Genomic DNA, 24,495 nt, shown 5'->3' with positions numbered 1-24,495 from the left:
ATGTCCATCCGGCGGTCAAGCCGGACGTTTCCTGCTACGCCGGGATAGTCGCCCGGCGCCTTTGAGTGTCAGGTCCAGCGCCTCGCCCAGCGTCTCGCGCCCATATCGGGACGTCGCGAAGATGGCGGCGAATGCCACGTAACAAAGCGCGGTGCCGATCAGCAGCCGCGTCAGCGCGGTCTCCGGCAACGCGTGGCGGCCAATCAGAATGCCGACATAAGTCACGACGCCTGCGCAGAAGATCGGCAAGATCCGCCGCATGATCGTGTCGCGCCGCACCGGCCCCTTTCGGCCGACCAGCCACCAGAGCGGAAACAGCTTCGCGACGGAAACGGCCGCATAGGCCTGCGCGAGTTCGACCACGCCAAATCGGACGCCCCAGGCGAAGGCCAAACAGGTCACGATCGCCGAGGCTAGGCCCCACCACGCCATCTCGATCGTGCGGGCCTGGCTGATGAACAGCCAGCCGGTTGGATTGGCAAGCGGTTGCGTAAGGCCGGCCACGCCAAGCGCCGCAAAGATCGGTGCCGCCGCCGTCCATTGCTGCCCCAGCAGGAAAGGCACCGCCGTATCGGCCATCGCTGTCAAAGCGGCGACGCCGGGCAGGATCGCGAGTTGCATCAGCCCGAAGACGCGGAAGAAGGCGCGCTCATAGCGGGCGGGTTCGTCCTGCAGGCGCGACAGGACCGGCACCATCACCTGCGACAACGGCTGTGCCACGCGCGCAAGCGGAAAGAGCAGAAGCTTGTAGGCACGGTCGTAGAAGCCCAGGGCCTCGCCACCCCAATACCGTCCGATCAGCACGTTATCGAGGTTGCGCGACAGAAAGTTGGTCAGCTTGAACCCGGTCAGGCCGCCACCGAACACGACCAAGTCGCCGGTCCCGGCCGCCCAGGCGGGCCGGCCAGGACGCCAGGGGATCCAAAGCCATACCAGGCCCGCGCCGAGGGCGGCACCGGCGACCGTGCCGGCGACCAGCGCCCAAGCCGACGGCGCGACGAACGCCCAGGCGATCGAGGTTCCCAACGAGACGATCGCGGCGATCCCGGCATTGATCGCCAGCCGTCCGAACATCATACGCCGGTTGAGCAACGCATAATGCTGCGCGCCGATCCCGGTCAGCAACATCGTCAGCGCCATCGCCTGCACAAGAGGCGTCAGATCCGGCGCTCCATAGAATTGCGCGACGAGCGGAGCTGCGAGTATCAAGATAAGCGTCAGCACGCTGCTGACCGCCATGTTCAGCCAGAAAAGCGCGTTGAGTTGGCCGTAGGTCAGGTCGCGCTTCTGCACCACCGCCTGCAGAAGCCCCATTTCCTTGAACATCGACAGGAACGCGATGATCGGGCCTATCATCGCGATAAGCCCGAAGTCCCGCGCCTCGAGCATCCGTGACAGAATCAGGACCGACGCGATCTGGCAGACGACCGTGACACCCTGACTGAGGGCGGTGTGAAAGCTGCCGCGCAGCACGGTTCCACCAAAGCTCGTTGGAGCGTCGGTTTCCACGATGTCGTCCGGATGAGGGCGTGTCATCAGGTCTCTGGGTCCAGTTTCGGGTTCGGACATGCACTGGTTTCGACAGGGTTCGGCATACTGGTCGGCTCGACTTTTCGAAAGCGGAACCGGCGGCTTGGCGGTTTTCGGCGGATAACGGCGGATGCCGCAGCGGCACACGCCATCAGCCGTATTTCGTGCGGTGCCAGCCTGTCGATACGAGGCCCTCAACCCTTGGCTGCGAGAGCAGAAAAAGTGGCAGGGCAGCCCTTCCGCGCCTACAAATTCAGCGCAGTCGGCCAGCCTTTGCGCATCGGTGGCGCGCTGCTTTGACCGCCTCGCCGGTGTGCAATACGTCCATCGTTGACGATGGCTGATGGAGCGGCATTGCGATGACGTCTGACCTTCTGGTCGATACCAGCCGCGCGCCGCGTGTCCTGTACCTCGTGCACGACCTCGACGATCCTGCTGTCTGGCGACGTACAGAAATGCTTCGGCTGGGCGGCGCCTCGGTGACGCTGGCAGGCTTCCGCCGCGGCGATGGTCCGTTGCCCGAAGACGCGCTTGTCTTGGGGCATACGCGCAACGGGCGCATGGCAGAGCGGGCTTTGTCGGTCTTGCATCAACGGCTGCGACCAAACCCCCGTTTGCGGAAGATGGGGCCGTTCGACGCCATCATGGCCCGCAACCTCGAAATGCTGGCCCTCGCGGTGCCGCTGGCCCGGCAATCCGGCGCTCCGCTCACCTACGAGGTGCTCGATATCCACCGGCTGATGGTGGGCGCCTCGCCCGCCTCGCGATTGCTGCGGCGTATCGAGCGACGGCTCTGCCGGCACGTATCGCGGCTTGTCGTTTCATCACCGGCCTTCCTTCGGAACTATTTCGAGCCCTATGGCCAGTGTGGTGCAGCCGCGGTGCTGGTGGAGAACAAGGTCTTGTCCGGCCACGACTTACCCAAGCCCGTCTTCCCGCCCGCCGGTGACGGGCGGCTTCGCATCGGCTGGTTCGGAATCCTGCGCTGCCGCACCTCCCTCCACTGCCTCGACGCGATAACGCGTGAACGGCCCGGCCGTTTTGAGGTCGTGCTTCGCGGAAAACCGGCCCTCGATGCGATGCCGGACTTCCACGACGTCGTGTCCGCCAATCCTGACCTGCGCTTCGAAGGGCCGTATGCCTATCCGGATGATCTGCCGCAGATCTACGGAGAGGTCGATCTGGCCTGGCTGGTCGACCGCTACGACGAGGGCGCGAATTCCGACTGGCTGCTGCCGAACCGCCTGTATGAAAGCGGCATGGCCCATGTCCCCCCAATTGCGCTGGAAGGGACGGAAATCGCGCGGAGAATGGCGTCGCTCGGCATCGGCATTCGGTTGCAGCGTGCCGATGCCGCAGCGGCCCTCGACGCCTTGGACACTCTTGGACAAGAAGGTCTGGCCGAGCTGAGAGAGGCGCAAGCTGCTTTGCCCGAGGATACCTGGCGTGCCAGCCCGGACGATGGGCGGCAACTCCTGTCACAGATGCTGGCGCTCCCGAAGACTGAACCCAAAACCGAACTGCCGGATGGCGGCGTGTTGATCGTGGTTCCGACACTCAACGAAGAAACGCATGTGGGCGCCGTGATCGACGGTCTTGCACCATCCCTCAGGCGTCTGGCCGCAGACGGGCGTGTGGTGCGGTTGGTCATTGCGGATGGCGGGTCGACGGACGCAACGAGGCAGGTCGTGCGGGAGCGGATAGAGGTGCATCCCGACCTCGACCTGCGACTGATGGACAACCCTGACAGGCTGCAAAGCGCGGCCGTCAACCAGGCGGCACGGGACCACGGAAAAGGGATGACCTGGCTGCTGCGGATGGACGCGCATGCCCGTTATCCTGATGACTATGTAGAGACGCTCCTTAGCGAGGCGGGCCGCTCCGGCGCGGCAAGCATCGTGGTTGCGATGCGCGCGATCAGCGAAACACCGACGCAGAGGATCATCGCACGCACCCAGAATTCCCCCCTCGGCAATGGCGGCGCGGCCCACCGCACCGGGAATGCCGGCCGCTTTGTCGATCATGGGCATCATGCGCTGATGCGGATGGAGGCGTTTCTTTCCGTCGGCGGGTATGATGCGACCTTCTCGCATAACGAGGACGCAGAACTCGACCTGCGTCTTGCTCAGGCCGGACATCGGATCTGGCTGACGCAGCGCACCCGCCTCGACTATGTGCCGCGCAAAGACATCGCGTCATTGGCGCGGCAATACCTGCGCTTCGGCGCGGGACGCGCGCGAACGGTCCTGAAGCACCGGGCAAAGCCCCGCTTGCGTCAAATGATACCCATCGCGATCGCGCCTTCGGTCGCTTTGCTTGCGTTGGCGCCGGTCCACTGGATTTTCGCATTGCCGGCGCTGGCGTGGCTTTCGGCTTGCCTGATTGCGGGCGGCCTTCTGGCAGTCGGACAACGCGACCTGTCCGTCATCCTCTGCGGTCCCGTCGCGGCAGTGATGCAACTCGCGTGGTCGGTGGGCTTCTGGAACGGGCTTGCTGCAGGGGCTCCGCACCCGGCGCCGCTTCCGGCGCCCGAAGCATCGGTCGAACTGCCGGACAGGATCGCCGTCGGCGTCTGCACGTTCCGCAGGCCCGGCCTGATCGACACGCTCGCATCGCTGGAGAAGCAGCAGATGCCTAGCGGCACGCGCCTATCCATAATCGTTGCCGACAATGACGACGATCCCACGGCGTTTGAGCTTGTCGAACGCTTCGCCTCGGGCTCGGGGCATGACGTGATCTATCGCCACGCACCGGCCGGAAACATCTCGGTCGCGCGAAATGCGGTGCTCGAGGCGGCGCGCTCCGGTGGTTTCGCGACCCTGGCCTTTATCGACGATGATGAAATCGCGCCACCGAACTGGCTGCAAGGTCTCGCAACACGATTGGCCCATGACGATGCCGATGTCGTGGTGGGTCCAGTTCGTGCGATTTATCCGAACGATGCGCCCGACTGGATGCTGAAAGCGCGCCCCCACGACACGGTGCCGGAACTTGGGTCCGACGGACGACCCATCGCGGGCCACAGCTGCAATGTGGCGATGGATTTGTCCCACCCCGCCTTGCAAGAGCGTCACTTCGACCATGGCCGCGGCCTCTCGGGCGGGGAGGACACCGCGTTTTTTCACGGAGCCGTCGAACAAGGGGCCAGGCTGGCGCTTGCCCCCGAGGCGTTGCTTGAGGAATCCGTGCCGTCGCATCGGGCGCGGCTGGGCTGGCTGCTGAAGCGAAAGTTTCGCATGGGGCAGACGCATGGCACTCTGCTGCGCAGCGGGCCGGCACGTTCCCTTCCGGGGCGTTTGCGCCAATTCGCGCTCGCTGGCGCCAAGGCCGGATATTGCGGGGGCGCGATGGTGCTGTCAGTGCCTTTCGCCCCGAAACGGAATGCGGCGCTTCTGCGCGGCGCGCTGCATGTCGGCACGCTGGCAGGTCTGACCAGCGCACGCACCGTCACGATCTACGGAGGCGCGCCGCACGACACAAAGCGGCCGCGCGCGGCGTGATGATCATGGCATGGGCGCCGACCCGTCGTCTCCCGACCGCGCCTTCGGGGCCGCACCCGTGAGCGCAGAGGCCGAAAGCCGCACCGTCAGCGTGATCATCGCGGCGTACAATGCTGAGGCGACACTGGCACGCGCGATCCGTTCGGCCCTTGCCCAGCCGGAAGCTGCCGAGGTGATCGTCGTCGACGACGCCTCGCCCGACACCACACTGGAAATTGCGCGCGACGAGGCGGCGCGCGACGCGCGGGTGAAACCTCTGAGCCTGGCGCGCAATTCCGGCCCCGGCGCGGCCCGTAACCTCGGGCTCGACTCTGCGACATCGGACTTTGTCGCGGTTCTCGACGCCGACGATGTGTTTCTGCCTGGACGGCTCGCACGGCTGTTAGCCTGCCAAGATGCCGAAATGATCGCCGACAACATCCTTTTTGCGACGCAAGGCGCGCTTGGATCTCTGCCCGATATCTCCGATGAGGAACCGCGGTTCGAAACAATCGACGCGGCCGCCTTCGTGCGCGGCAACCTGCCGCGCCGTGGCATTGCCCGGGGGGAGCTCGGTTTTCTGAAGCCGCTGATGTCGCGCGATTTCCTCGAACGGTATGGATTGCGCTACGATCCGGATCTTCGGCTCGGCGAGGATTTCGATCTCTATCTCAGGATGCTCCGGGCAGGGGCAAAGCTGCGGATGACACGTGTGCCGGGCTATGCGGCACTGGTGCGCGCGGAATCGCTGAGCGCGCAACACGGAACGACCGAGTTGTCGCATTTCCACGATTGCCTGGCCGGGCATGTGGCCGAACGCTCCGGTGACCCCTCGCTCGATCGCGCGATGCGCACACATCTGGCAACGGTGCGCGGCAACCGAGATCATCGCGCCTTTCTCGACACAAGGCGAGAGGACGGAAATCTGGCCGCATTGCGCTACGCAATGGCGGCGCCGATGCGCCCGTTTTCGATCGGCTGGCGGATCCTGCGGGACAAGCTGGGGCTGAGCGTCCGCGCGGGCGATGCCGTCCCCGACGGCGCGGCGCGGCTGCTTCTGCCGATGGAAAGGGACCTATCCGCGCCTGGCGGCAAGCTCTAGGCCGACGCCCGAGGGAACCGTCGCGCCCGCGGCATCTTCGGGCGAAAGTATCACGCGCGCCGTCCGCCAATGCGGCACATATCCCAATGCGTGCAATCCTGCCGATCCAAGCGCCACGACGTCCAGATGGTGCGCTTCAGCAAGTCGTGCCAGCCGGGCAGCAAGGCGCCGCTGATGCCCCTCATCGTGGGCGCCGGGCTGCAAAATGGGTGGAACAGTCACGCGCACGGCATCCTCGGGGGCCGGCACCGTCTCGATGCTGTCGGCTGGCGCCAGAACAACGCATCGCGGGGTCGGGACAACCTCCGCCTTGCTCACGGCGAGCCTCCGCCGCATCCGGTCGGTGACGCTGACGGCGAGATCAAGCGCCATTCGCGGATCCTTCGCAAAACAGAGTGCCGCGCCGGCTGCATCACGACCCTTCAGCGCCGCGACCAGCCTCTGGTAGCGCAGCGCCCGCGTCAAAAGGCCATGCCGTGACCGCAAGGCGGCATCAAGCGCCGCATCCCGGGCGCGAAGTTGCTCCGCCAGTGCGGAGACGCTCCCATGTGCCTCAACCAGCCGTTCCAGCGTCGGCACGGAAAGCCGATGAGAAATCGATCCTGCATGGCGGCGATAGAGGTAGGTCGGATCAGGCAGCAGGCACAGCCTCGCGCCACCAACGACGAGACGAAGCAGCAGGTCGAAATCCTCTCCAATCCGCAGCGTCTCGTCATAGCGCAGCGGTCCAAGGGTGCGGCGACGGATCATCGGCTTCAGGTAGCCGAGGGAGGCGACGCCGCGCCGCGCCACATCGCTGCGCACCAGTTCGGCCGGGGTGATCTCTTGCGCGCCGGTCATGCGCCGCTCCTGCAACAGCGTCCGTCCGGTCGTCGCAGGATCCCCGAAATGCAGAAGATCGTCCGCCACAATGTCGGCGCCGGTCGTTTGCGCCGCTGCGATCAGCCGCGCCAGACGGCTCGGGTGGATCAGATCATCGGAATCGACGATCGCGATCCATTCCCCACGCGCCGCGTCGAACGCCGCATTGCGCGCTGCGGCGGGGCCCCCATTCCGCTCAAGCAAGATGGGCCGAACGCGCTGGTCTTCGGCGGCAAGACGTTGCAGGATCTGCCGGCTGTCATCGCCCGACGCGTCATCCACAACGATGAGTTCAAGCGTCTTGTGAGATTGGTCGAGGACCGACCGCACCGCCGCTTCGAGATAGTCGGCCCCTTCGAAATTCGACATGACGACGGACACCATGTCCGGGGCTGCACCATCGCCGGTCACCGCGGTCATTCGGGGCCGCGCGGGTTTGTCATCCATGCGAGACGCCAAGTCGGGCGCTCAAGCGGCGACTTCTGAACGCTCCATACGCCCCGTCGGTTGGTACAAGGCAACGATACTTCGAGAAAGTGCGGGTCGCAATGTAACGAAGCGTTTCCAAGATCGTCCTCGCATGCCGTAAAAGACCAAGTCCACTCGACCAAGAAATCTTGATGACTGATGGCCCCGTGTCATCCGGATTTCTTGGCTGAAATCCGGCGAAGGCAAACATCCATCCTCGGCTCGGCGGTGCCCTGCCTGCCCCGAACGCCCAATTGCCGAAAATCCGCGCAACAGGGCGTCGAACTGCACGTCTCATCGTCAACACCGTCTGGACACGACCAATCGGTGGTCGGAGAAGCAGTGGGGGCCGGGTAAGTTACCTAAGCCTCACCTTGAAGACTGCGACGTGACGGGGATGAGATAACGCATGACGCTCCGCTCAGACCGTCCGTTGCGCATCCTGTTCGGAAGCGCCCATCCCTACCTGCCGCAGATGTATGGCGGCGCGCAGTCAAGCACGGATGAACTGGTTCGCCATCTGCGTATGCGCGGCCATGAGGCGGCCGTGCTGGCGGGGCTGACCGGCGAGGGCTGGCTCGGATTGCGCGGGCGGGTGGCGCTGAAACTCACGAGGCGCGGCTACGTGCGCGACGTTCAACTGGGATATCCGGTCTTTCGGGCATGGTTCGCCGAACAGGCCGTGGCGCGGGTCGTACGGGATTTCCGCGCCGACGTGGCGATCTTTCAGTCGATGCGGCCGGTGCCGCTTGCACAGGCGGTGGCGGGTCAGGACCTGCGGACGTTCATCTACCTGCGCAACGTCGAAAAGGGGGATCTGGGCGGCCCGATCGACGCGCTGTCAGGTGTGCGATTTATCGCCAACTCCGGCTTCACCGCCAGGCATTTTGCCGAAACCGACGGGATAGATGCCGATGTGCTCTATCCGATGATCGATCCGGCCAAGTACCGCGTGGATGCGCGGCGCGAGAGCGTTGTTTTCATCAATCCGCACCCCAGCAAGGGGGCAGGCGTGGCGCTTGACGTGGCCGAGCTTTGCCCGGACATTCCCTTCACCTTCGTGCGTGGATGGGGCCTGTCACCCGAGGATGAGGAGGTCTTGCAAACCCGCTTGAAGCGCCTGCCGAACGTGACGCTGCTACCCTCGACCAACGATATGCGTTCGGTCTATGCCATGGCGCGCATCGTTCTGGCGCCCAGCCAATGGGAAGAAGCCTTCGGGCGTGTCGCCGCCGAAGCGCAGGTCAGTGGTATACCCGTCGTGGCCTCAGCCATCGGTGGTCTCCCCGAGGCCGTCGGACCCGGCGGCCGCCTCGTCGCACCGGACGCACCGGCGGAAGACTGGGCGCAGGCGATCCGTGCACTGCACTCCGACGAGCAAGCCTATTCCGCTGCGTCGGAAGCCGCACGCGCGCACGCCGCGCGACCGGCCATGGATCCCAAGCGACAGATCGATCAGTTGCTCGAGATCCTGCAATCCTGAATGCCCGTTCACAGCCTTTCGCTAAAGACCTGATACATCGCGGTCGCGACCGTCCCAGAAAGCTTTGAGTCCACGTGGCATTGGCGGCTTGGACCTTGCCCGAAACACTTCAGCCCGGTGTCTCGCCCACTTCCGGCCGGCGGACTGTTTCTGTCGTCATCTCGGGCAATGGCATCCGCACTTCAAGCACGTCACCGCCGGACAGGCGGTCGGTGCGGCTCACGATCACGGGCGCACCTCCGTTATCTTCTTCGCGGAGAAGAAGCAGATCGGGCGAGACTTCCGCAAAAGGCCGCACAAAGCCCGATCCGGTGCCGAGCGCGTTGGCATACAACGCCGCCTCTGTCTCCATCCGGATGCGCAACTCGGCGATGGCAGCTCGCTGATCCTGGATGCCCTGCACCACCTCGCTGGCGCGCGCATTGGCAAGGTCAAGGCGATCCCGGCGTGCCTCGTTGAGGCGTTGTTCCGCATTCAGTCTAGACGTCTCGACTTCAAGCAGGTTCACCTGCTGGTCGGCAAGCCTGCGCTGCAAATCACGCTCGCGCGCGGCGGTCGACAAGCCGCGCTCCGCCAGTTGCTGGGCATCGGCAAGCTCGTCCTCCACGAGGGCCAGCTGCTCCTCCCGCAATTGCGCTTGCTGGCCAAGCCGGTCGATCCGGTTCCGCAACAACGTCTCGAGCTCTTCGATCTGCATCATGTTCGAGTTGAAGGCCGATGCGCGCGACTGCATGATACGCGCCTCCTGCGCGACCAGTTCTTCGCCCAGAGACGCCTGAGAAAGCTCTTCCGGTACAACAATCTCACGACCGTCCCGCTCGGCAGTGAGGCGGGCCAACGTCGCCAGCCGCCGCAACAGCTCTTGCTCGAAGACACGGTAGTTGCCCTGTGCGGTCAGCGCGCTGCGATCACCTTGCAGGAAAGACGCGCCGGGCCGATCAATTCCGCCGGCCAGGCTCAGTGCCTGAACAACCGTCATGCCCGGCTTGAAAGGATACTCACCCGGGGCGCGGACATCGCCCAGAACATAGATCGGCGCATATTCCGCGATGGTGACGACCGCCTCGATCTCGCCGCGCAATCCTATCCGGTCCCGCAGCCGCGTGGCGATCGCATCGGCGATCGTTTCGGTCGTCAAACCTGCGGCCTCGACCCGCCCGACAAGCGGCAGGGTAACGCTGCCATCAGACTGAACCGTGACCGATCCACCGACCTCCGCCCAGGCGGTATAGCTTTCGCTGACGGGATCCCAGCGACCGACCCTGATCTCGAGGACCTGAAAGGGCGCGAGGGTCGGCACCTGGACGCCATCCTGCGACATGGCGGCTGCTGGGGCCAGCAGCAGCCATATCATCGCACTCATTATCCCGTGACGCAGCCGTCTGTCAGGCATAGGTTTCGCGTTCCTCGTAGCTTCCGGACGGCACATAGCGCCGCGCCTTGGCCAGATTGGCGCCTTCAAGGACCGTGGTTGCCAGACGCTCGCGAAAGCGCGGATGATCGCGAAGCCCGTCTGCAACGAAATCCGGCAAGACCCTGCCCCAGGGCACGCGCAGGATCGTCGCATCGTAGCTCCCGGCGAGCGGTTCGGCACTCGTCGCCCGGTCGAGAGGCGGCAGAAGGACGAGGATATGGTCATACCGTTCCCGCAGATCCGCCGCGACCTTGTCCGGCACGGACACTTTCGCGCCCTCCCCGGCATATCGTTCAAGCACCTCGACAAGATGCGCGTTGTCGATCCCGTCTCCGGCCTTGAACCCTTTCCCGGCGTAATCGATGAGCAGCACTTTCCGCCCGCGCGTTTCGGCAAGGCGGCGTGCCAGGTCGGCCGGCAGCGCTTCAGGATCGGCAAGTCCGTCGCCGATCGCCGCGATTGCGGTAATCGTCCCGCCGGGCTTTTGCCGTCCCGCTTCGCAGGCCTGGACCAAACGTTCCAGGGTGCGGTCGCGCGCCGCGGCGCCATCCTTTCCGCCGGCACGCGGCAGCAACCCGGCACAGGGCACACCGACCTCGTCGCGCATCGCAGACGCCGTGCGCAACGGCTTTGGCGCCAATTCGCGCGCGGCACCGATCATGACGCCGAAGAAACCGCCCAGAAGCATACCGGCGAACAGCATACGTTTTTCCTGCGGGCTCGATGCCGCCTTCGGCACTTCAGCGGGAGAGATCACCTTGACCGAGGCGATCGGAAAGCCCTGCTGTTGCATGGTGACTTCGAGACGCGCCAGATAGTCGCGATAAACCTGCGCGTAAGTGTCGGCGATCGCCTCGAGCTGCTCCAACTGGCCGCGCAGGGCCGCGTTGTTTTCGGTCCCATCCGTCATCGTGGCGAGGTTCCGGCGAAGGGCCTGTTCGCGCCCCCGCGCCATGTTGTAGCTGACCCGCGCAGATTCCGTGGCCTGTTCAAGCTCGATCCGAATGGCCTCTCTCAGGTCCTCGATCGTCCTGCCAAGCCCTTCGGCTTGCGGATGCGTTTCGCCCGACAGGTCGACCAGCCGGTTGTAGCGCAGTCTGGCGTCCAGATACTCGCGGCGCAGCTCCTCGACATTGCTGTTCACCCGACCCTCGGCCAGCGGGACCGTGATGATGTCCTCGCCATCCGCCGCGCGGGCGACCAGCATCTCCATGCTTTCAAGACGCGCCTCGGCCTCTGCGGCGGCCGCGGCGGCAGAGACGAGTTCGCTCGCCAGTTCCGATTGCTGCTGTTCGGTAAGGAGGTTGCCACGCGCCTGCAAAAGATCGTTCTCGACGCGGAATTCCTGAACGCGGGCGGCCGCTTCCAGGCTCTGACGCTCCAGCACTTCAAGCCGTTCACGCAACCATTCCTCCGCACTGCCCGCCACGGCGGTCGTGGTCTCCAACTGGAAGCTTTCGTAGGCCGTACCATAGCCCCGGGCGATCCGCGCCGCGCGTTCGGGATTGTAGCCGCGATAGCCGATCTCGATCACGAGAGAGCGACCCGATCGCGACACAGACAGCCGATCCCGCAGAAGCGACGCCGCGCGGTCGCGGTCGGTCTCGGTGAAATCGAAAGTCGCCCCGCTTGCGCCGTCGGTAGGACCATCGGCCTGTCCGTCCTGACCACCGGTGGTCACGGGCTCAGGCGGGGGCGGCGACAGCAGACGCGCGATCGGATCGGTCAAATCCCCGATCGCCCGGGTCACTCTCTGCGTCGCTCCGATCGGCGGGGACATGAAGTCTTCGTCCTCCTCGAGGTTCAGCAGATCGACCACCTGCAACGCCAGGGCCCGCGATCGGATGATCTGGATCTCGCTCTGGATTGCCGTGTCCGACCGGGTGGCGTTGGGCAGAGGGGAAATCTCGTTCAGCAGATCCGCGCGTTCTTCGTCCAGAAGAACGGTCTCGACGGCCGTATAACGCGGGACCGAGCCAAGGATCATCAGAACGGCAAACACGATCCCGATACCGGCGCAGATCGCGACAAGCAGCATTTGCCGGCGGATCGCCCGCAGGATGCTGCCGATATCGATGCGGGGATCTTCGCGATATCCGCCGACAAGATCGGGTTTCTCCTTTGTCCAAGCGACGCGGCGTTCCTCAAAGGGTCGGGTCATTTGGAAGGCTCCGGATGTGTCAGGATCGTTCGGCGCGATGGGGTGCGATGACATCTCATGCGGCCACACCATGGCTCGAAACGTAGGAAGGTCGCGACAGCCGCGTCGCGTCATACGCAGTTCGGCGACGATCGATCAGACTGAGAAGTACAAAGGCGACAAGAAAGGTCCCGGCGGTGTGCGGTGTTATGAAATCGACCTCGGCAACCGATCGTGTCAGGAACATCATGCAAAGCGCGGTGAAGACAAGCAATGTACCGCCATTGCCGGGGCCAAGCGCCACGACAAGCGGCAGCGTGAACAGCAGCAGGCAAAGCGCGCCGGTGACGACAAGGCCAAGCGCACCCAACGCCACATAGGCCTCGATCAGCAGATTGTGGAAATGAAAGCCCGTCCGGGCGGTGATGTAGAACGTCTCCCACAACGCCTCCGCCTCCGGCCGGCCGCGCACCCAGAAGGCATTGTATCCGGTTCCCAGAAGGGGACTTTCCCTGCCGAATTCCAGCGCCCTGTTCCAGAGATACGTGCGCCCGGTCAGCGTGGAGTCGCTGCCGAAGGCGGCGAAGAGCGCGTCGAACGCGCCGCCCCACCAGGCTGCCAGCCCGGCGACCATGGCCGCGCTGACGATGAACAGGACGGCCGCGAACCGCAGACCCGGCGCAAGCCCGAGGACAAGCCGCATCGCCAGCACCGCACTGATCGCCGCGAACCCCGATAGCAGCGATGTCGCCGAATCCGACATGACGAGCAGCACCAGACCCAGCACCAGCGTCGCCAGCGCCAGCGGCAGCAGCCGGGGCGGGCTGCGAAAGGCCCAGAACAGCGAGGACGAGAACAGGATCGCGAGACTTGCGTAATATCCCATCTGGTTCTTGGACGAGAACGCGCCGTTAAAAGCGTAGGTGCCATCGATGTAATCGTAGGAATAGCCGCCCATCATCGCGGAATAGATCAGCACCATCAGGCTGCCGACCGTTCCACCCAGCATGAGATTGGCCCCGCTGACGATCCTCGCGGCGATCATTCCGCAGGTGAAGGTAACTCCATACTGGATCCCTGCGCGCAGCGTCGTACCGGCGGCATCGCTCCAGGCGGTGGAGGCCACGAAGATCGCCGGCACGGTCAGCAAGGCCAGCACACCCGCCGGATGTACCAGAAGGACCCGCGGCGCCAGCATAAGCGGACCGAGCCACAGACCGTAAAAGACGAGGATCGAGATTGCGCCGAACTGGGTGGAATAGGCGAAGACGAACAATGACACCGCGATCGCCGGAACGACATATGCGGTGTTCCGGTCAGGCTCGATGATCGCGCTCTGTCTCAGGTCCATCGCGCTGAAGCTTTCGGGAAGATTGTCAATTCGGGACCTCGACGCCCTGCGCACAAAGGATCGACGCCTCGAACGCGCAGCCCTCACCGGGTGCTGTATACGCGACCCAGTCGACCTCCATGTGCTGCGGGGCATCCTCGGCACGGAAGGTCCCCATCCAGTCGGTCAGCGTATCGGTCGACCAGAGGCTCAGATAGATCTTCTGCGGCTCGTCGGGCAGGTCCCCGTCGGCTTCGGTTCGAATGAGCTCTCCGTCGACATACCATCGCAGGCGGTCTGCTTCCCAGATCACCGATAGCGTAAGGAAGGCGCCGTCATCCTCCATCGGATGCAGTTCCTCGTTGCGGTTGTCGTCGCGCAGATGGAAATTCGTCTGCAGCACCGGCGCGTCGCGCGCCAGGAATTCGAAGTCGATCTCGTTGTGGGGCCGGTCCTGCGGCGGCCCGATGAACGTGAAGAAATTGACGTTCATGCCATGCGCGTAAGGCACCTTCACGCGTGCTTCGAAGGTTCCGTAGTGAAACCGATCCTCCGACTGGATTTCCGCACAGCTCAACGCCCTGTCGCCCTCGGCGTCGTCAGTCAGCGACAGAACGAGGGCCCCGTCACGGACTGCCACGCGGTCGCGGTGCCACAGACAGCTCTGATGGGGGCCGTTGGCCCAGCCGTCGGACACAAACCAGCGGTCACCGTCCAGCGCGTCGAAAGGTTCGAAGAATGAGGCGCCATCGGCACCCGCACCCCCTGCCCAGAATGCGAGAGCAAGCACACCAAAGGCACGCCGGCAGGTCAAGAATGCTGCGGGTGTCACAGTTGCACCTCCGATTGAGGAATACGCTGTTTTCTATAGGACCGCCGACAGTGCGACAAATGGCTGACGGGACACTGAGCATATACCTGCCAGCCAGTCGCGATCATTGCGTGAAACCCGGCCACATTTCGGCAAGATCCCGGCCCAGAAAATCCGACAAGCCGGCATTTCGGGCCGACAGGTGCCGAACGAGGAAGTCACGTGTGCCGTCGCTCAGCGCCTCTGGCGGCGCGTCCTCGGTCAGCACAGCCCGCGACACATGGTTGAACCAAACGCGATAGGCCTTGTGCATCGCGCGCGACCGCAGCGGCGCATTCGAGCCGAAATAGCGCGCATATCGGTACCGCACGAGGTAGCGTCCAACCCTGTTCCACCGCCGCAGTGTCGCCATCCGTCGCGGATAGCGCGTGCGATTGTGCCAATTGTCGGCATTACCGACCGACAGTCGGTCGATCTCCAGATAATCCGTTACCCCGTCGAGCACCCTCTGCCGATCGGCATTGAAATCCTCGAACAGAAACACGTGCATGCGCTCCGGGCCGAGCGCTTCGCGGTAGGCGCGCAGCCTCGGGGCGTAGGTCGACCCCGCAATGATCGACGGCTCGGCGCTCAGCGCGCGTTCGAGTGTCAGGTGGGTCCGGCCACTGCGCAGAAGGTGCCAGTACTGAGAGACCGCCCGCCGGACCGGGTCGCGCAGCATGATGATCGTCTTTGTCCGGGAACTGCGAGCGATGCGGTGAGGCCCGACGTCAGACATGAGGTATGTCGTGCTGTCTTCGCCAAGAACCGCTCCCGCCGGGGCGTCTGCGAAGCGCTCGGCGTACCAATCGCGCATCGCCGGCCCGTCCGGATCGCGCCAGATCAGTGACCCGTCCTGAACACTCAGAAAATCCGGATGCGCGACCGGATCGTCGGCATCGTGGAAATAAACCTCGTTCGGCGCCATCCAGACCCGGGGATGCCGGTCCAGGATCTGGTGTAGCGAAGTCGTGCCGCATTTCGGCGCCCCTCCTATTATGAAATCCGGTTCCACATCCGCTCCTTCTATCTTTGCGCTGCATTGGCAACGCGCGATGCGTAATCGAGAGCGGCAGACCAACAATGTCACGACGCGTTTCAACGCGTGAGCACTTGCGGCGTCCCACCCAAGCCTAACGCCAAAGATGAAGTCTTATTTCGCCGTGCCAAGCCGGAGTGCAAAAAAGATGGGCGCAATTTGGCTCATTTACCCAAAGCATTTCGCTGTGGTAAGAAACAGGGATGTTACAGAAATATGACAAGAAGCCGGTCAAGGCTTCGAATTATGATTTAGATAATAAAAATAATGCGCTAGCATGGAAGATTGCACGCCAGGCCGCGATCTGGAGTCCTGTTGTCGCGTTGATTATTTGGCTTTTTCTCGTCTTCAACCCCAGTACATATGATTTCGCGACAGGCAATTTCCGCACGGCGCGGGAATATACAATCGTCGAAATGACGACCGCTTTTGCATTTCTTGCGGCAGCACTGATCGCCACGCAGACTGCAATCCGGCACATTAAGTTTGGCGGCAAAGTCCAGTCCATCGCTTTCTTTATTTTCGCCGCAATCGCTTTCGTCATGGCGATGGAAGAGACGCAGTGGGGCCAGCCGATTCTCGGCTACCAGATCCCCGGCTGGATGGCCGAGGTCAACGAGCAGAATGAATTCACGTTTCACAATGTTGGCGCAGCGCAGGGACGGGCAGAGATATTCTACTTCGCCTTCATTCTGGCGGTTGCGGCGCTCTATCTGCCGCGCGTACCGGGCATTCCGCCCCGAGCCTGGATGGATTTCCGGCCGAGGCGCGCGCTGCTGCCGCTCTTGGGGTGCATCACTTTCACCGCGTTGTTGAAGGCCGTCGACCCCGTGCTCATACCGGCGGCGGCTCCCGCGGGCGCGGTGCGCTGGACCACTGAGATTACCGAGCTTTACATCGCGATTTGGTCCGTCGCCTACGCTTTCGACAGGCGTCACTCGACTGCGTAGACTTGGCACACATCTGAAGACAGCACCGCAAACGAACGCGGTGTCACGTGCTGCCATGCCGCAAAGACAGGCGCTCCAGTCACGCGGCATCTGCCTCGGCCGGCGCGGATCGAACGGGACGGCCCGATGCGGCGATGTGTCGTTCCGGCGCCTTACGCGACGGGTGGTCCGATTGCGCGACAAAGCGGCATGACGCCTCCCAATCAGGCGGCGATGCCATCTTCCGACCGAAGCGGTCCGCCCCGGCGGTTTGCTGCCACCCCCAACCGGTCGCCGCGCACGTCATTGCCGATCCCCATGCGACGTGCCGACATTGCCAACAATTAACGCTATAAGTTCATCTGCAATAAGGTCAGCGCTCCTCTGACGACCAATCGGACCAACTGACCATATCAGATTTCAACCTATGGTTGCAATCTGATTACTTACGACTGAAACTCCCGCCACGATAGATGTCGGCGCGGGAATCAATCCTTCGCAGCCTGCCCAACCCGACGAGCGAAATCGATCCAGAGCGCCCTGCGCGTTCAGCACCGTGCCCTGACAACCCCTACACCCTCACAACAAAAGGTTTGCCCATGTCCGAAAACTCGAACCAGCTTTCTGAGTCCCAAGTCGATTTCAGCGTCAAAGACAGTTGGAACGGTGGATATGTCGGCTCTCTGGTAATCCAGAACACGTCGTCCGATGCGCTGGACTCGTGGTCGATTGTGGTCCGGTCCGACGATCTGGACATCAAGGATTCCTGGGGCATGACCGCCACCGATCTGGGCGACGGCACGATCCTGCTCGAAGGCAGTGGTTACGGCGCCTCCCTCGAACCGGGTCAGACCATTTCCGTCGGCTTCACCGCCTCTGGCGATGCGCCGGACACGCTGGACATCGTGTCGCCCCCGCAGGATCCAGCGCCGGACGACACAAGTCCCTTCGACAGCGATGATTACGCTCAGGTGCTCGATCTCTCGATGGATTTCTACTACGCCCAGTATTCGGGCGATCTGGACGAGGATCATCCGATCGAATGGCGCGGCGACAGCGGCCTGGAAGACGGTGCCGATGTTGGCCGCGATCTGACGGGCGGCTTCTACGATGCAGGCGACCACGTGAAATTCGGCCTCCCCCAGGCCTATACGTCGACGATCCTGTCGATGGGCGCGCTCGAATTCGAAGACGGATACCGCGCCGCGGGAAGCTACAACGACGTGGTCGCGCATGTGTCGTGGGTCACCGACTACCTGTTGCGCAGCTATGACGACAACGGCACCGCGGACCTGTCCGATGATGTCTTCTACGGTCAGGTCGGCAACCCCGAGGACGACCACGCCTATTGGGGTGCGGCCGAAGATATGGACATGGAACGCCCGGCCTATGCCATCACCGCCGATCAGCCCGGCACCGAAGTCACCGCCCAGGCCGCCGCGGCGCTGGCATCGGGTGCATTGCTGATGCGCGAAACGGGCGACGACAGCCGCGCGGACACGTTGATTGAAGCTGCGGAAAGCCTGTTCGCCTTCTCGGTGCAGTATCAAGGCACCTACACGGACGCCATTCCCGAAGCCGCCGACTTCTACGGCTCCCACAGCGGATACGAGGACGAAATCGCCTGGGCCGCCACATGGCTCTACGAGGCGACAGGCGACGAAGAGTACCTCGCCAAAGCCGAAGAGTACTACCAGCCAAGCGGCACCTACTGGGCCATGACGTGGGACGACCAGTCGATGGCGACCGCCCTGAAACTCGCGGAGTTTACCGGCGATCAGAAGTATCTGGACGATCTCGACCAGCATTTCGATCACTGGCTCTATGTCGTCGATCGTCTGGACGGGACCGACACCAATAACGGCCTGGCCTGGATCGACGAATGGGGATCGAACCGCTACGCCGCAAATACGGCCTTTCTGGCTCTGGACTACGCCCAACTCCTCCGTACGCAGGAAGAGGATGATCGCGCCGACGAGCTTACCGCGTTTGCCCGCGATCAGATCGACTACATGCTGGGCGACAACCCGGACGAGTTCAGCTACGTCGTCGGCTTTGGCGATGATTTCGCGCAACAGCCGCATCACCGCGGCGCGTCGGGAACCGATCACGTCGGAGCGGACGGCGACAATCTGTACGACCTGAACGGCGCGCTGGTGGGCGGCCCGGACCAATCAGGAAACTATGTTGACGACCGAACCGATTATGTCGGGAACGAAGTGGCGATCGACTACAACGCTGCATTCTCCGGCGCGTTGGCCGGATTGCTGGACGATTCCATTCTATGACGGTCCTCGGTCGACGTCCCTGCGGGATGCGGCAGCCGGTCAGGCAAGGATCCTGAACGAAGTCGCAGAACCGGACATGCTTCGGCCGCTCCGACCGTGGACGGTGATCGCTCGAACCAACAGCGCAACCATTGGCGACCAGACACCGGAGCGCCAAACACCGGAACCATCGTCCAGTTCTTTACGCTAGAACTCGCCATTGGCCCCGGGCGACAACGCTTGAATGAAGCTTCCTTTGCCGCTTCGGTCAGGATCAACTTGTCGAACGTCAGGTCAGAAAAGCGCACCTAAGCCGGGCATTCTCTTGCCCGAGCTCTTTCAGGCGCCGCAGGTGCGTCCAACGCCTCCTGCCGTGGCTTATGACGATGCCGTTGAGTGTCTCGCGTCCCCACCATGGTTCATGACGTCGAAAAGGATGCGCGGCATGCCGCGACCGAGACCTCGTCGGCCTATTCGGCGGCAACCACGCCGTCGGGCTGGGGGGCCGGTTCCGTCGCACTGAGGCAGAGCCTCAGAAGCGGCGGCACGGTGAGGAGCGTCAGGAAGGCCGACATTGACAGCCCGCCCACGACGACCGCGCCAAGACCGCGATAAAGCTCCGACCCCTCGCCGGGGAAGATCACAAGGGGCAGCATCCCGCAGATCGACGTCAGGGTGGACATGAAGATCGGGCGGATGCGGTTGCGTGTCGCTTCCTCGATCGCCTCGACCGGCGGCATTCCGTCCTCGCGCAGGTGGTACAGCGACTGGTGCACGATCAGGATGGCGTTGTTCACGACGATCCCCACCAGGATGACGAAGCCCAGAAGCGTGAGCATGTCCAGCGGCTGCACCTGGAACAGGTTCAACAGCGCCAGCCCGCCCACACCGCCCGCCGCTGCGACGGGAACGGAGATGAGGATGACAAGAGGCAGGACGAAAGACTCAAAGAGAACCGCCATCACGAGGAACACGATGACCAGCGCGACCAGCAGGTTGATCTGGATGGCCGACCAGGTCTGGCTCAGCTGGTCGGCGGTCCCGGACACGGTCAGGCGCACACCGTCGGGCAGGCCGCCCTCTGTCAGGGGCGTGACGACCTCGTCCTGCAGAAGCTCGACGGCGGCCTCAAGCGGCAGCGCGTCAGACGGGCGGACCTCCAGCGTGACGGTGCGCAGCCGGTCGCGGTGGCGGATCTCGGTGGGGCCTGCGGTGACGACGACCTCCGACAGCGCAGAGACGGGCACGATCTCGCCCGATGGTGTGACGACGGGGTAGCGGCCGACATCCTGCGTGCGCTGGCCGGTCCGAAGCTCGGGATCGCCCTTGAGCACGAGGTCCAGGCGTTCGGCACCAACGGTGATCTCGGCCACGCGCAGGCCGTCATTGAAGGCATCCACCGTGGCGGCAAGGGCGGAACTGTCAAGGCCCGCATCCGTCAGTCGCAATCGGTCGGGGATAAGCCGGACCTCGGGCGCGCCAAGCTCGAGCCCCGGAATGGGCCGGAACTGATGCCCTTCGGAGCGCGGCAGAAGGCCAGAGACCATTCCGGCGGCCTGTCCCGCAACGGCCAGGATCTCGTTCAGGTCCTGGCCAGAGATGTTCAGCTCGATCGTGCGCCCCCCGCCGACGCCGCGCCCGAAAAGCGAGGGCTGCGTCATGAAACCGAAGGTGCCCGGCTCGGCAAAGATGGGACGCGACAGAACAGGGATCAGCTCCCCCGCACGCTGGCCGTCCACAGCGGCCGCCCCGACGAAAGAATTGCCGGGCGTGGCCACGAAGAAGAAGCTGTCGATGGCGGGCGTGCCGTCTTCTGTTTCCAGCGCGGGCGCCGCGTTCCAGATCGGCTCGGCCAAGTCTTCGATCCGCTGGGCGATGGTCTCGGTCGTATCAAGGTTGTAGCCCGGCGGCGGGATGATCAGGCCGAAGACAAGGTTCCGATTGCCCTCCGGCAGATATTCAAGCCGCGGCAGGAAGGCCCAGGTTGCCACCGCCGCGCTGCCGGCGATGATCGCGACCATGGCAATCCCGACCGTCCGCATCCGCACGGTGACGCGCACATAGGCCATCACGGCCGACTTGAAGGCCCTCGCGGCGTGGTCGAGGCCCCAGAGGCGCATCGTGGTCTGCGTACCGCCGCTTTTGAGTAGCCGCGAGGCCAGCGTCGGGATCACCGTGACGGCCACCAGCAGCGACAGAAGGACCGAAACCGAAATGGCGACGGCGATGTCGCGGAAAAGCTGCCCCGCCTCCAACTGCATGACGAGGACCGGCACGAAGACAAGCACCGTGGTCAGCGCAGACACGAGGATTGCGCCCCAGACCTGCTTTGCACCCTGATAGGCAGCCTCCCGTCGACTGAGCCCCTTTTCGCGCAGGCGATAGATGTTCTCGAGCACCACGATGGCGGCATCGACGATCATGCCGACGGCAAAGGCGATACCGGCCAGCGAGATGACGTTCAGCGTTCGGCCGGTGACGGCCATGGCGACGAACGTGGCGACGATCGAGACGGGGATGGCCAGCGACACGACCAGCGTCGCACGGGGCGATCGCAGGAACAGCATCAGGATCGTCGCCGCCAGGATGCCGCCGATCCAGATGTTCTGAACGACGAGGTCGATGGCGCCCTGGATATAGATCGTCTCATCATAGACCTGCCGCATGATGAGGTTCTGTTCGGCGATGGGCCCGGCCTCCAGCTCCGACAGTGTGCGGCGCACCTCCTCCATCGTCTCGATCACGTTCGCGCCCGGTTCGCGCACGATGTTGAAGGCCAGCCCCGGCTCGCCGCGGAAGCGCAGGCGGGCGGTGGGCTCGCGATAGGCGAAGGACACATCGGCGATATCGGCGACCCGCAGCCGCCCCGCCGAGCCATTCGCGATGTCCGACCGCAGCACGACAGAGCCGATGGTCTCCACCGTGTTCAGGCTGCCCTCGGCGCGCACCACATAGCGGCGCTTGCCTTCCTCCACGTCGCCGGCGGAAAGCGAGATGTTCTCGCGCCGCAGGGTGGCCACGATCTCGGGCACCGTCAGGCCGAAATTGGCCATGCGGCGCGGGTCGATGACAATCTGCAGCTCGCGCGAGACCCCGCCGAAGACGTTGACCGCCGACACCCCCTCGATCCGCTCCAACCGGTCCTGCACGACATCTTCGAGGAAATCGCCATATGTGGGCATCGGGCGGGTATTGCCCTCGCCCGCGCGCAGGATGACCCAGGCGATGGCGCTGTCATCGGCGCCCGAGGTGTCAAGCGACGGCTCGTCGGCCTCCTCCGGATACCCCGAGACCCGGTCGAGGCGGTTGGACACCAGAAGCAGCGTCTGGGACATGTCGGTCCCGATGGCGAATTCCAGCGTCACCTCCGCCTCGCCCGTCTGCGAACGCGAAGTCATCAGCTCCAGCCCGTCAAGCCCGCGCAGCGCCTCTTCCTGCGGATTGACGATCTCGCGCTCGACCTCCGCGGGGGCCGCGCCGGGCCAGTTGGTGGAGACGACCACGATGGGCTTGCGGACATCCGGCGCCAACTGGATCGGGATGCGCGACACGGCGATCAGGCCGAACAGGACGGCCATGATGACCGCCGCCATGACCGCGACCGGCCGGTCGATGGCAAGGCGGATCGGATCCATCAGTTCGCCGCGTCCGTCGCCGCGGCTGTCGGCTGCGGCGCGGCTTCGGATGGCATCGGCGCGACCGGCTGCCCGGGGCGAAGCCGTTCGTTGCCGCGGATGACGACCGTATCGCCCTCCGCCAGACCCGAGACGACCTCGAACCGGTCCCCCACGGCCAGGCCGACCTCGACGGGCCGCGGTTGCGCGATCCCCTCTTCGACGACGAAGACGGTCCAGCCGCCCCGCGCCTGAACCAGCGCATCCTTCGGCACCGTCAGCAGATCGCGCGGCGCGGCAATCGGGATCATCACGGTGACCGACTGGCCAAGCGCCGTCGTGCGCGAGGACGCAAGGTCCGGCGCGGCGAAGCGCACCGGCCGCGTCCGTGTCGCCGCCGTTTCGATCGGAAGAAGCGCGCGCAGCTCGAACTCGAACTCCGCACCGGTCTCGGTCCGGGCATCCACACGCAAACCGGGCGTCATCAGGTCGATATATTGCGCAGGCACGCTGGCCTCGACCTCAAGCGTGGAGGTATCCAGCAGCCGCACCACCGGCGCGCCGGTCTGAATGAACTCGCCCGGATTGACCAGAACGTCCAGGACAGCACCGTCGAAAGGCGCGACGATCGTCGCCCGCTCCAGGTTGTAGGCGGCTTCGGCGCTGGCCGCCTGCGCCACGGCAAGACGGGCTTCGGCCTCGGCAATCTGGCCCTCGACCTCCAGAAGCGCCCCTTCGGCGTCATCGAAGCGGCCGCTTGAGAAGGCGCTCGTCCCTTCAAGGCCGGCAATCCGTTCGAACGCTGTGCGCGTCGTGTCGAGCCGTGTCTGGGCCACGGCCAGCCCGGCCTCGGCGACCGCCACCTCGGCCTCGGCACGGCGCAGAAGGATATCCAGCAATTCAGTGTCCAGGCTCACCATCGGATCGCCTGCGGAAACAGGCGCACCCTCGACCACGTCGACCGAACTGACACTGCCCGCGACCCTCGTGGCCACCTGCCCGTCGCGGGCCGTCACGACCTCGGCGAAGATCGGCACCGTCTCGGCAAAGCGGCGCATGTCGACCGTCTCGACACCGACCGAAGACGGACCCTGCTGCCCCATCGCGGGCAGGACGACTGCAAGGGACAGGATCGCGGCTATGCTGACGTTCCGTAACATACGGATCTCCCTAACAGTGATGAATACAACTAGGCCAGATTTTGTAGAGTCACGCCTCGGTGAAGGCGGCCACCTCCAATGGTCCGATGGAAGGTCTGGCGATTGCGCGGACGGCTCAATCAAATCGGCCTGCCGATTTACCCAGATACCGAAACCGTACCAAACAGAGGCAGAGATGCTCTTCGACACTTTCGGAATCGATAGGAACGCGCTCTCTGCCCGTCCGGAACGCTGACGTCTGGTCAGGCAGGGCAACTGACACAGATCAATGATCCACGGCGTTTTGTGCCCCATCTTCGCGGCATAGAAGAGATAGGACCACCCATGTCGCACACCCCCCACGAGCTGGCCGATGAATTTCCTGACAAGGCCGACCGTATCCACGATCTCAAGATGAAAGACGGCAACTTCCGAAAGCTGACCGAGGATTATCACGAGGTGAACCGCGCCATCCACCGGGCCGAGACGAATGTCGAACCCTGCTCTGAGGAACACGAGGCCCAGCTGCGCCGGCAGCGCCTGTTCCTGAAGGATCAGATCGCTGCAAAACTTGGCTGAGCAGGGCCGCCTGATAGGCGATAACACTCTCTAAACCAAAAACCGAGGCACCGTCCCTCAACCCAAGAGGGACGGCCCTAAACCCCTGCCCGATGGCGCGCGCGGAAAGGCAGGCGCAAGCTTCGATCCGTAACCTGCGATCGGAGCCCAGCCATGACCAAACGCCCTCATCCGAAACCTGTCCCCGCACCCCGCCCCGGCCCGCGCGGCCCCACGACCTATCGCTTCACCGATTGGGCCGCATTTTAAGGAAACTCGGGAAGCGCCTCAC

The 24,495-nt window shown here is 64.1% G+C and carries 15 protein-coding genes; 6 read left to right on the top strand and 9 right to left on the bottom strand.

Annotation, left to right across the window (positions count from 1 at the left end; genetic code table 11):
- Window positions 1–15: 15 nt before the first annotated feature.
- The gene (locus AADZ90_RS06070) at window positions 16–1,536 is read right to left on the bottom strand and encodes a lipopolysaccharide biosynthesis protein (RefSeq protein ID WP_367308633.1); all 1,521 of its coding nucleotides are present in this window, start codon (window positions 1,534–1,536) and stop codon (window positions 16–18) included.
- A 353-nt stretch (window positions 1,537–1,889) separates the two neighbouring features.
- On the opposite strand from AADZ90_RS06070, the gene AADZ90_RS06065 reads away from it, so the two are divergent.
- The gene (locus AADZ90_RS06065; RefSeq protein WP_367308634.1) at window positions 1,890–5,030 is read left to right on the top strand and encodes a glycosyltransferase; all 3,141 of its coding nucleotides are present in this window, start codon (window positions 1,890–1,892) and stop codon (window positions 5,028–5,030) included.
- 10 nt (window positions 5,031–5,040) lie between these two features.
- The gene (locus AADZ90_RS06060) at window positions 5,041–6,111 is read left to right on the top strand and encodes a glycosyltransferase family 2 protein (RefSeq protein ID WP_367308635.1); all 1,071 of its coding nucleotides are present in this window, start codon (window positions 5,041–5,043) and stop codon (window positions 6,109–6,111) included.
- Here AADZ90_RS06060 and AADZ90_RS06055 read toward each other — a convergent pair.
- Window positions 6,085–7,419, bottom strand: a complete 1,335-nt coding sequence (locus tag AADZ90_RS06055; RefSeq protein ID WP_411996952.1) for a glycosyltransferase family 2 protein — start codon at window positions 7,417–7,419, stop codon at window positions 6,085–6,087. The genes AADZ90_RS06060 and AADZ90_RS06055 overlap by 27 nt on opposite strands.
- A gap of 430 nt (window positions 7,420–7,849) precedes the next feature.
- On the opposite strand from AADZ90_RS06055, the gene AADZ90_RS06050 reads away from it, so the two are divergent.
- Window positions 7,850–8,923, top strand: coding sequence for a glycosyltransferase (locus AADZ90_RS06050; RefSeq protein ID WP_367308637.1), 1,074 nt, complete (start codon window positions 7,850–7,852; stop codon window positions 8,921–8,923).
- A gap of 109 nt (window positions 8,924–9,032) precedes the next feature.
- Here the strand turns inward: AADZ90_RS06050 and AADZ90_RS06045 are convergent, their stop codons facing one another.
- The 5 genes from AADZ90_RS06045 to AADZ90_RS06025 form a co-directional block, all read right to left on the bottom strand.
- Window positions 9,033–10,277 (bottom strand): polysaccharide biosynthesis/export family protein, encoded by a 1,245-nt coding sequence (locus AADZ90_RS06045; RefSeq protein ID WP_411996951.1) that lies wholly within the window; start codon window positions 10,275–10,277, stop codon window positions 9,033–9,035.
- A gap of 31 nt (window positions 10,278–10,308) precedes the next feature.
- Window positions 10,309–12,498: a GumC family protein gene (locus AADZ90_RS06040; RefSeq protein ID WP_367308639.1), complete on the bottom strand. Its 2,190-nt coding sequence runs from the start codon at window positions 12,496–12,498 to the stop codon at window positions 10,309–10,311.
- A 55-nt stretch (window positions 12,499–12,553) separates the two neighbouring features.
- Window positions 12,554–13,828: an O-antigen ligase family protein gene (locus AADZ90_RS06035; protein ID WP_367308640.1), complete on the bottom strand. Its 1,275-nt coding sequence runs from the start codon at window positions 13,826–13,828 to the stop codon at window positions 12,554–12,556.
- A gap of 25 nt (window positions 13,829–13,853) precedes the next feature.
- A complete protein-coding gene (locus tag AADZ90_RS06030) occupies window positions 13,854–14,597 on the bottom strand; it encodes a family 16 glycosylhydrolase (RefSeq protein WP_367308641.1) in 744 nt (247 codons plus the stop codon).
- Between the two features lie 145 nt (window positions 14,598–14,742).
- Window positions 14,743–15,672: a sulfotransferase family protein gene (locus AADZ90_RS06025; protein ID WP_367308642.1), complete on the bottom strand. Its 930-nt coding sequence runs from the start codon at window positions 15,670–15,672 to the stop codon at window positions 14,743–14,745.
- A gap of 227 nt (window positions 15,673–15,899) precedes the next feature.
- Here AADZ90_RS06025 and AADZ90_RS06020 point away from each other — a divergent pair, with 227 nt between their 5' ends.
- Both AADZ90_RS06020 and AADZ90_RS06015 read left to right on the top strand, forming a co-directional pair.
- Window positions 15,900–16,646, top strand: a complete 747-nt coding sequence (locus AADZ90_RS06020) for a hypothetical protein (protein ID WP_367308643.1) — start codon at window positions 15,900–15,902, stop codon at window positions 16,644–16,646.
- Between the two features lie 578 nt (window positions 16,647–17,224).
- Window positions 17,225–18,913, top strand: coding sequence for a glycoside hydrolase family 9 protein (locus AADZ90_RS06015; protein WP_367308644.1), 1,689 nt, complete (start codon window positions 17,225–17,227; stop codon window positions 18,911–18,913).
- Window positions 18,914–19,362: 449 nt separating this feature from the next.
- Here AADZ90_RS06015 and AADZ90_RS06010 read toward each other — a convergent pair whose 3' ends face one another.
- Window positions 19,363–22,527, bottom strand: coding sequence for an efflux RND transporter permease subunit (locus tag AADZ90_RS06010; RefSeq protein ID WP_367308645.1), 3,165 nt, complete (start codon window positions 22,525–22,527; stop codon window positions 19,363–19,365).
- Entirely contained in the window at window positions 22,527–23,666 is a 1,140-nt protein-coding gene (locus AADZ90_RS06005; RefSeq protein WP_367308646.1) for an efflux RND transporter periplasmic adaptor subunit, read from the bottom strand. Before AADZ90_RS06005 ends, AADZ90_RS06010 begins: the two co-directional genes overlap by 1 nt.
- A gap of 324 nt (window positions 23,667–23,990) precedes the next feature.
- On the opposite strand from AADZ90_RS06005, the gene AADZ90_RS06000 reads away from it, so the two are divergent.
- Window positions 23,991–24,224, top strand: a complete 234-nt coding sequence (locus AADZ90_RS06000; protein WP_367308647.1) for an HP1242/YdcH family protein — start codon at window positions 23,991–23,993, stop codon at window positions 24,222–24,224.
- Window positions 24,225–24,495: the final 271 nt, after the last annotated feature.

It is taken from the genome of Aestuariibius violaceus (assembly GCF_040779325.2).
Taxonomy (GTDB): Bacteria; Pseudomonadota; Alphaproteobacteria; order Rhodobacterales; family Rhodobacteraceae; genus Aestuariibius; species Aestuariibius violaceus.
The sequence above is the reverse complement of the archived record's forward strand: the minus strand, read 5'-3'. Positions and strand labels throughout refer to the sequence as shown.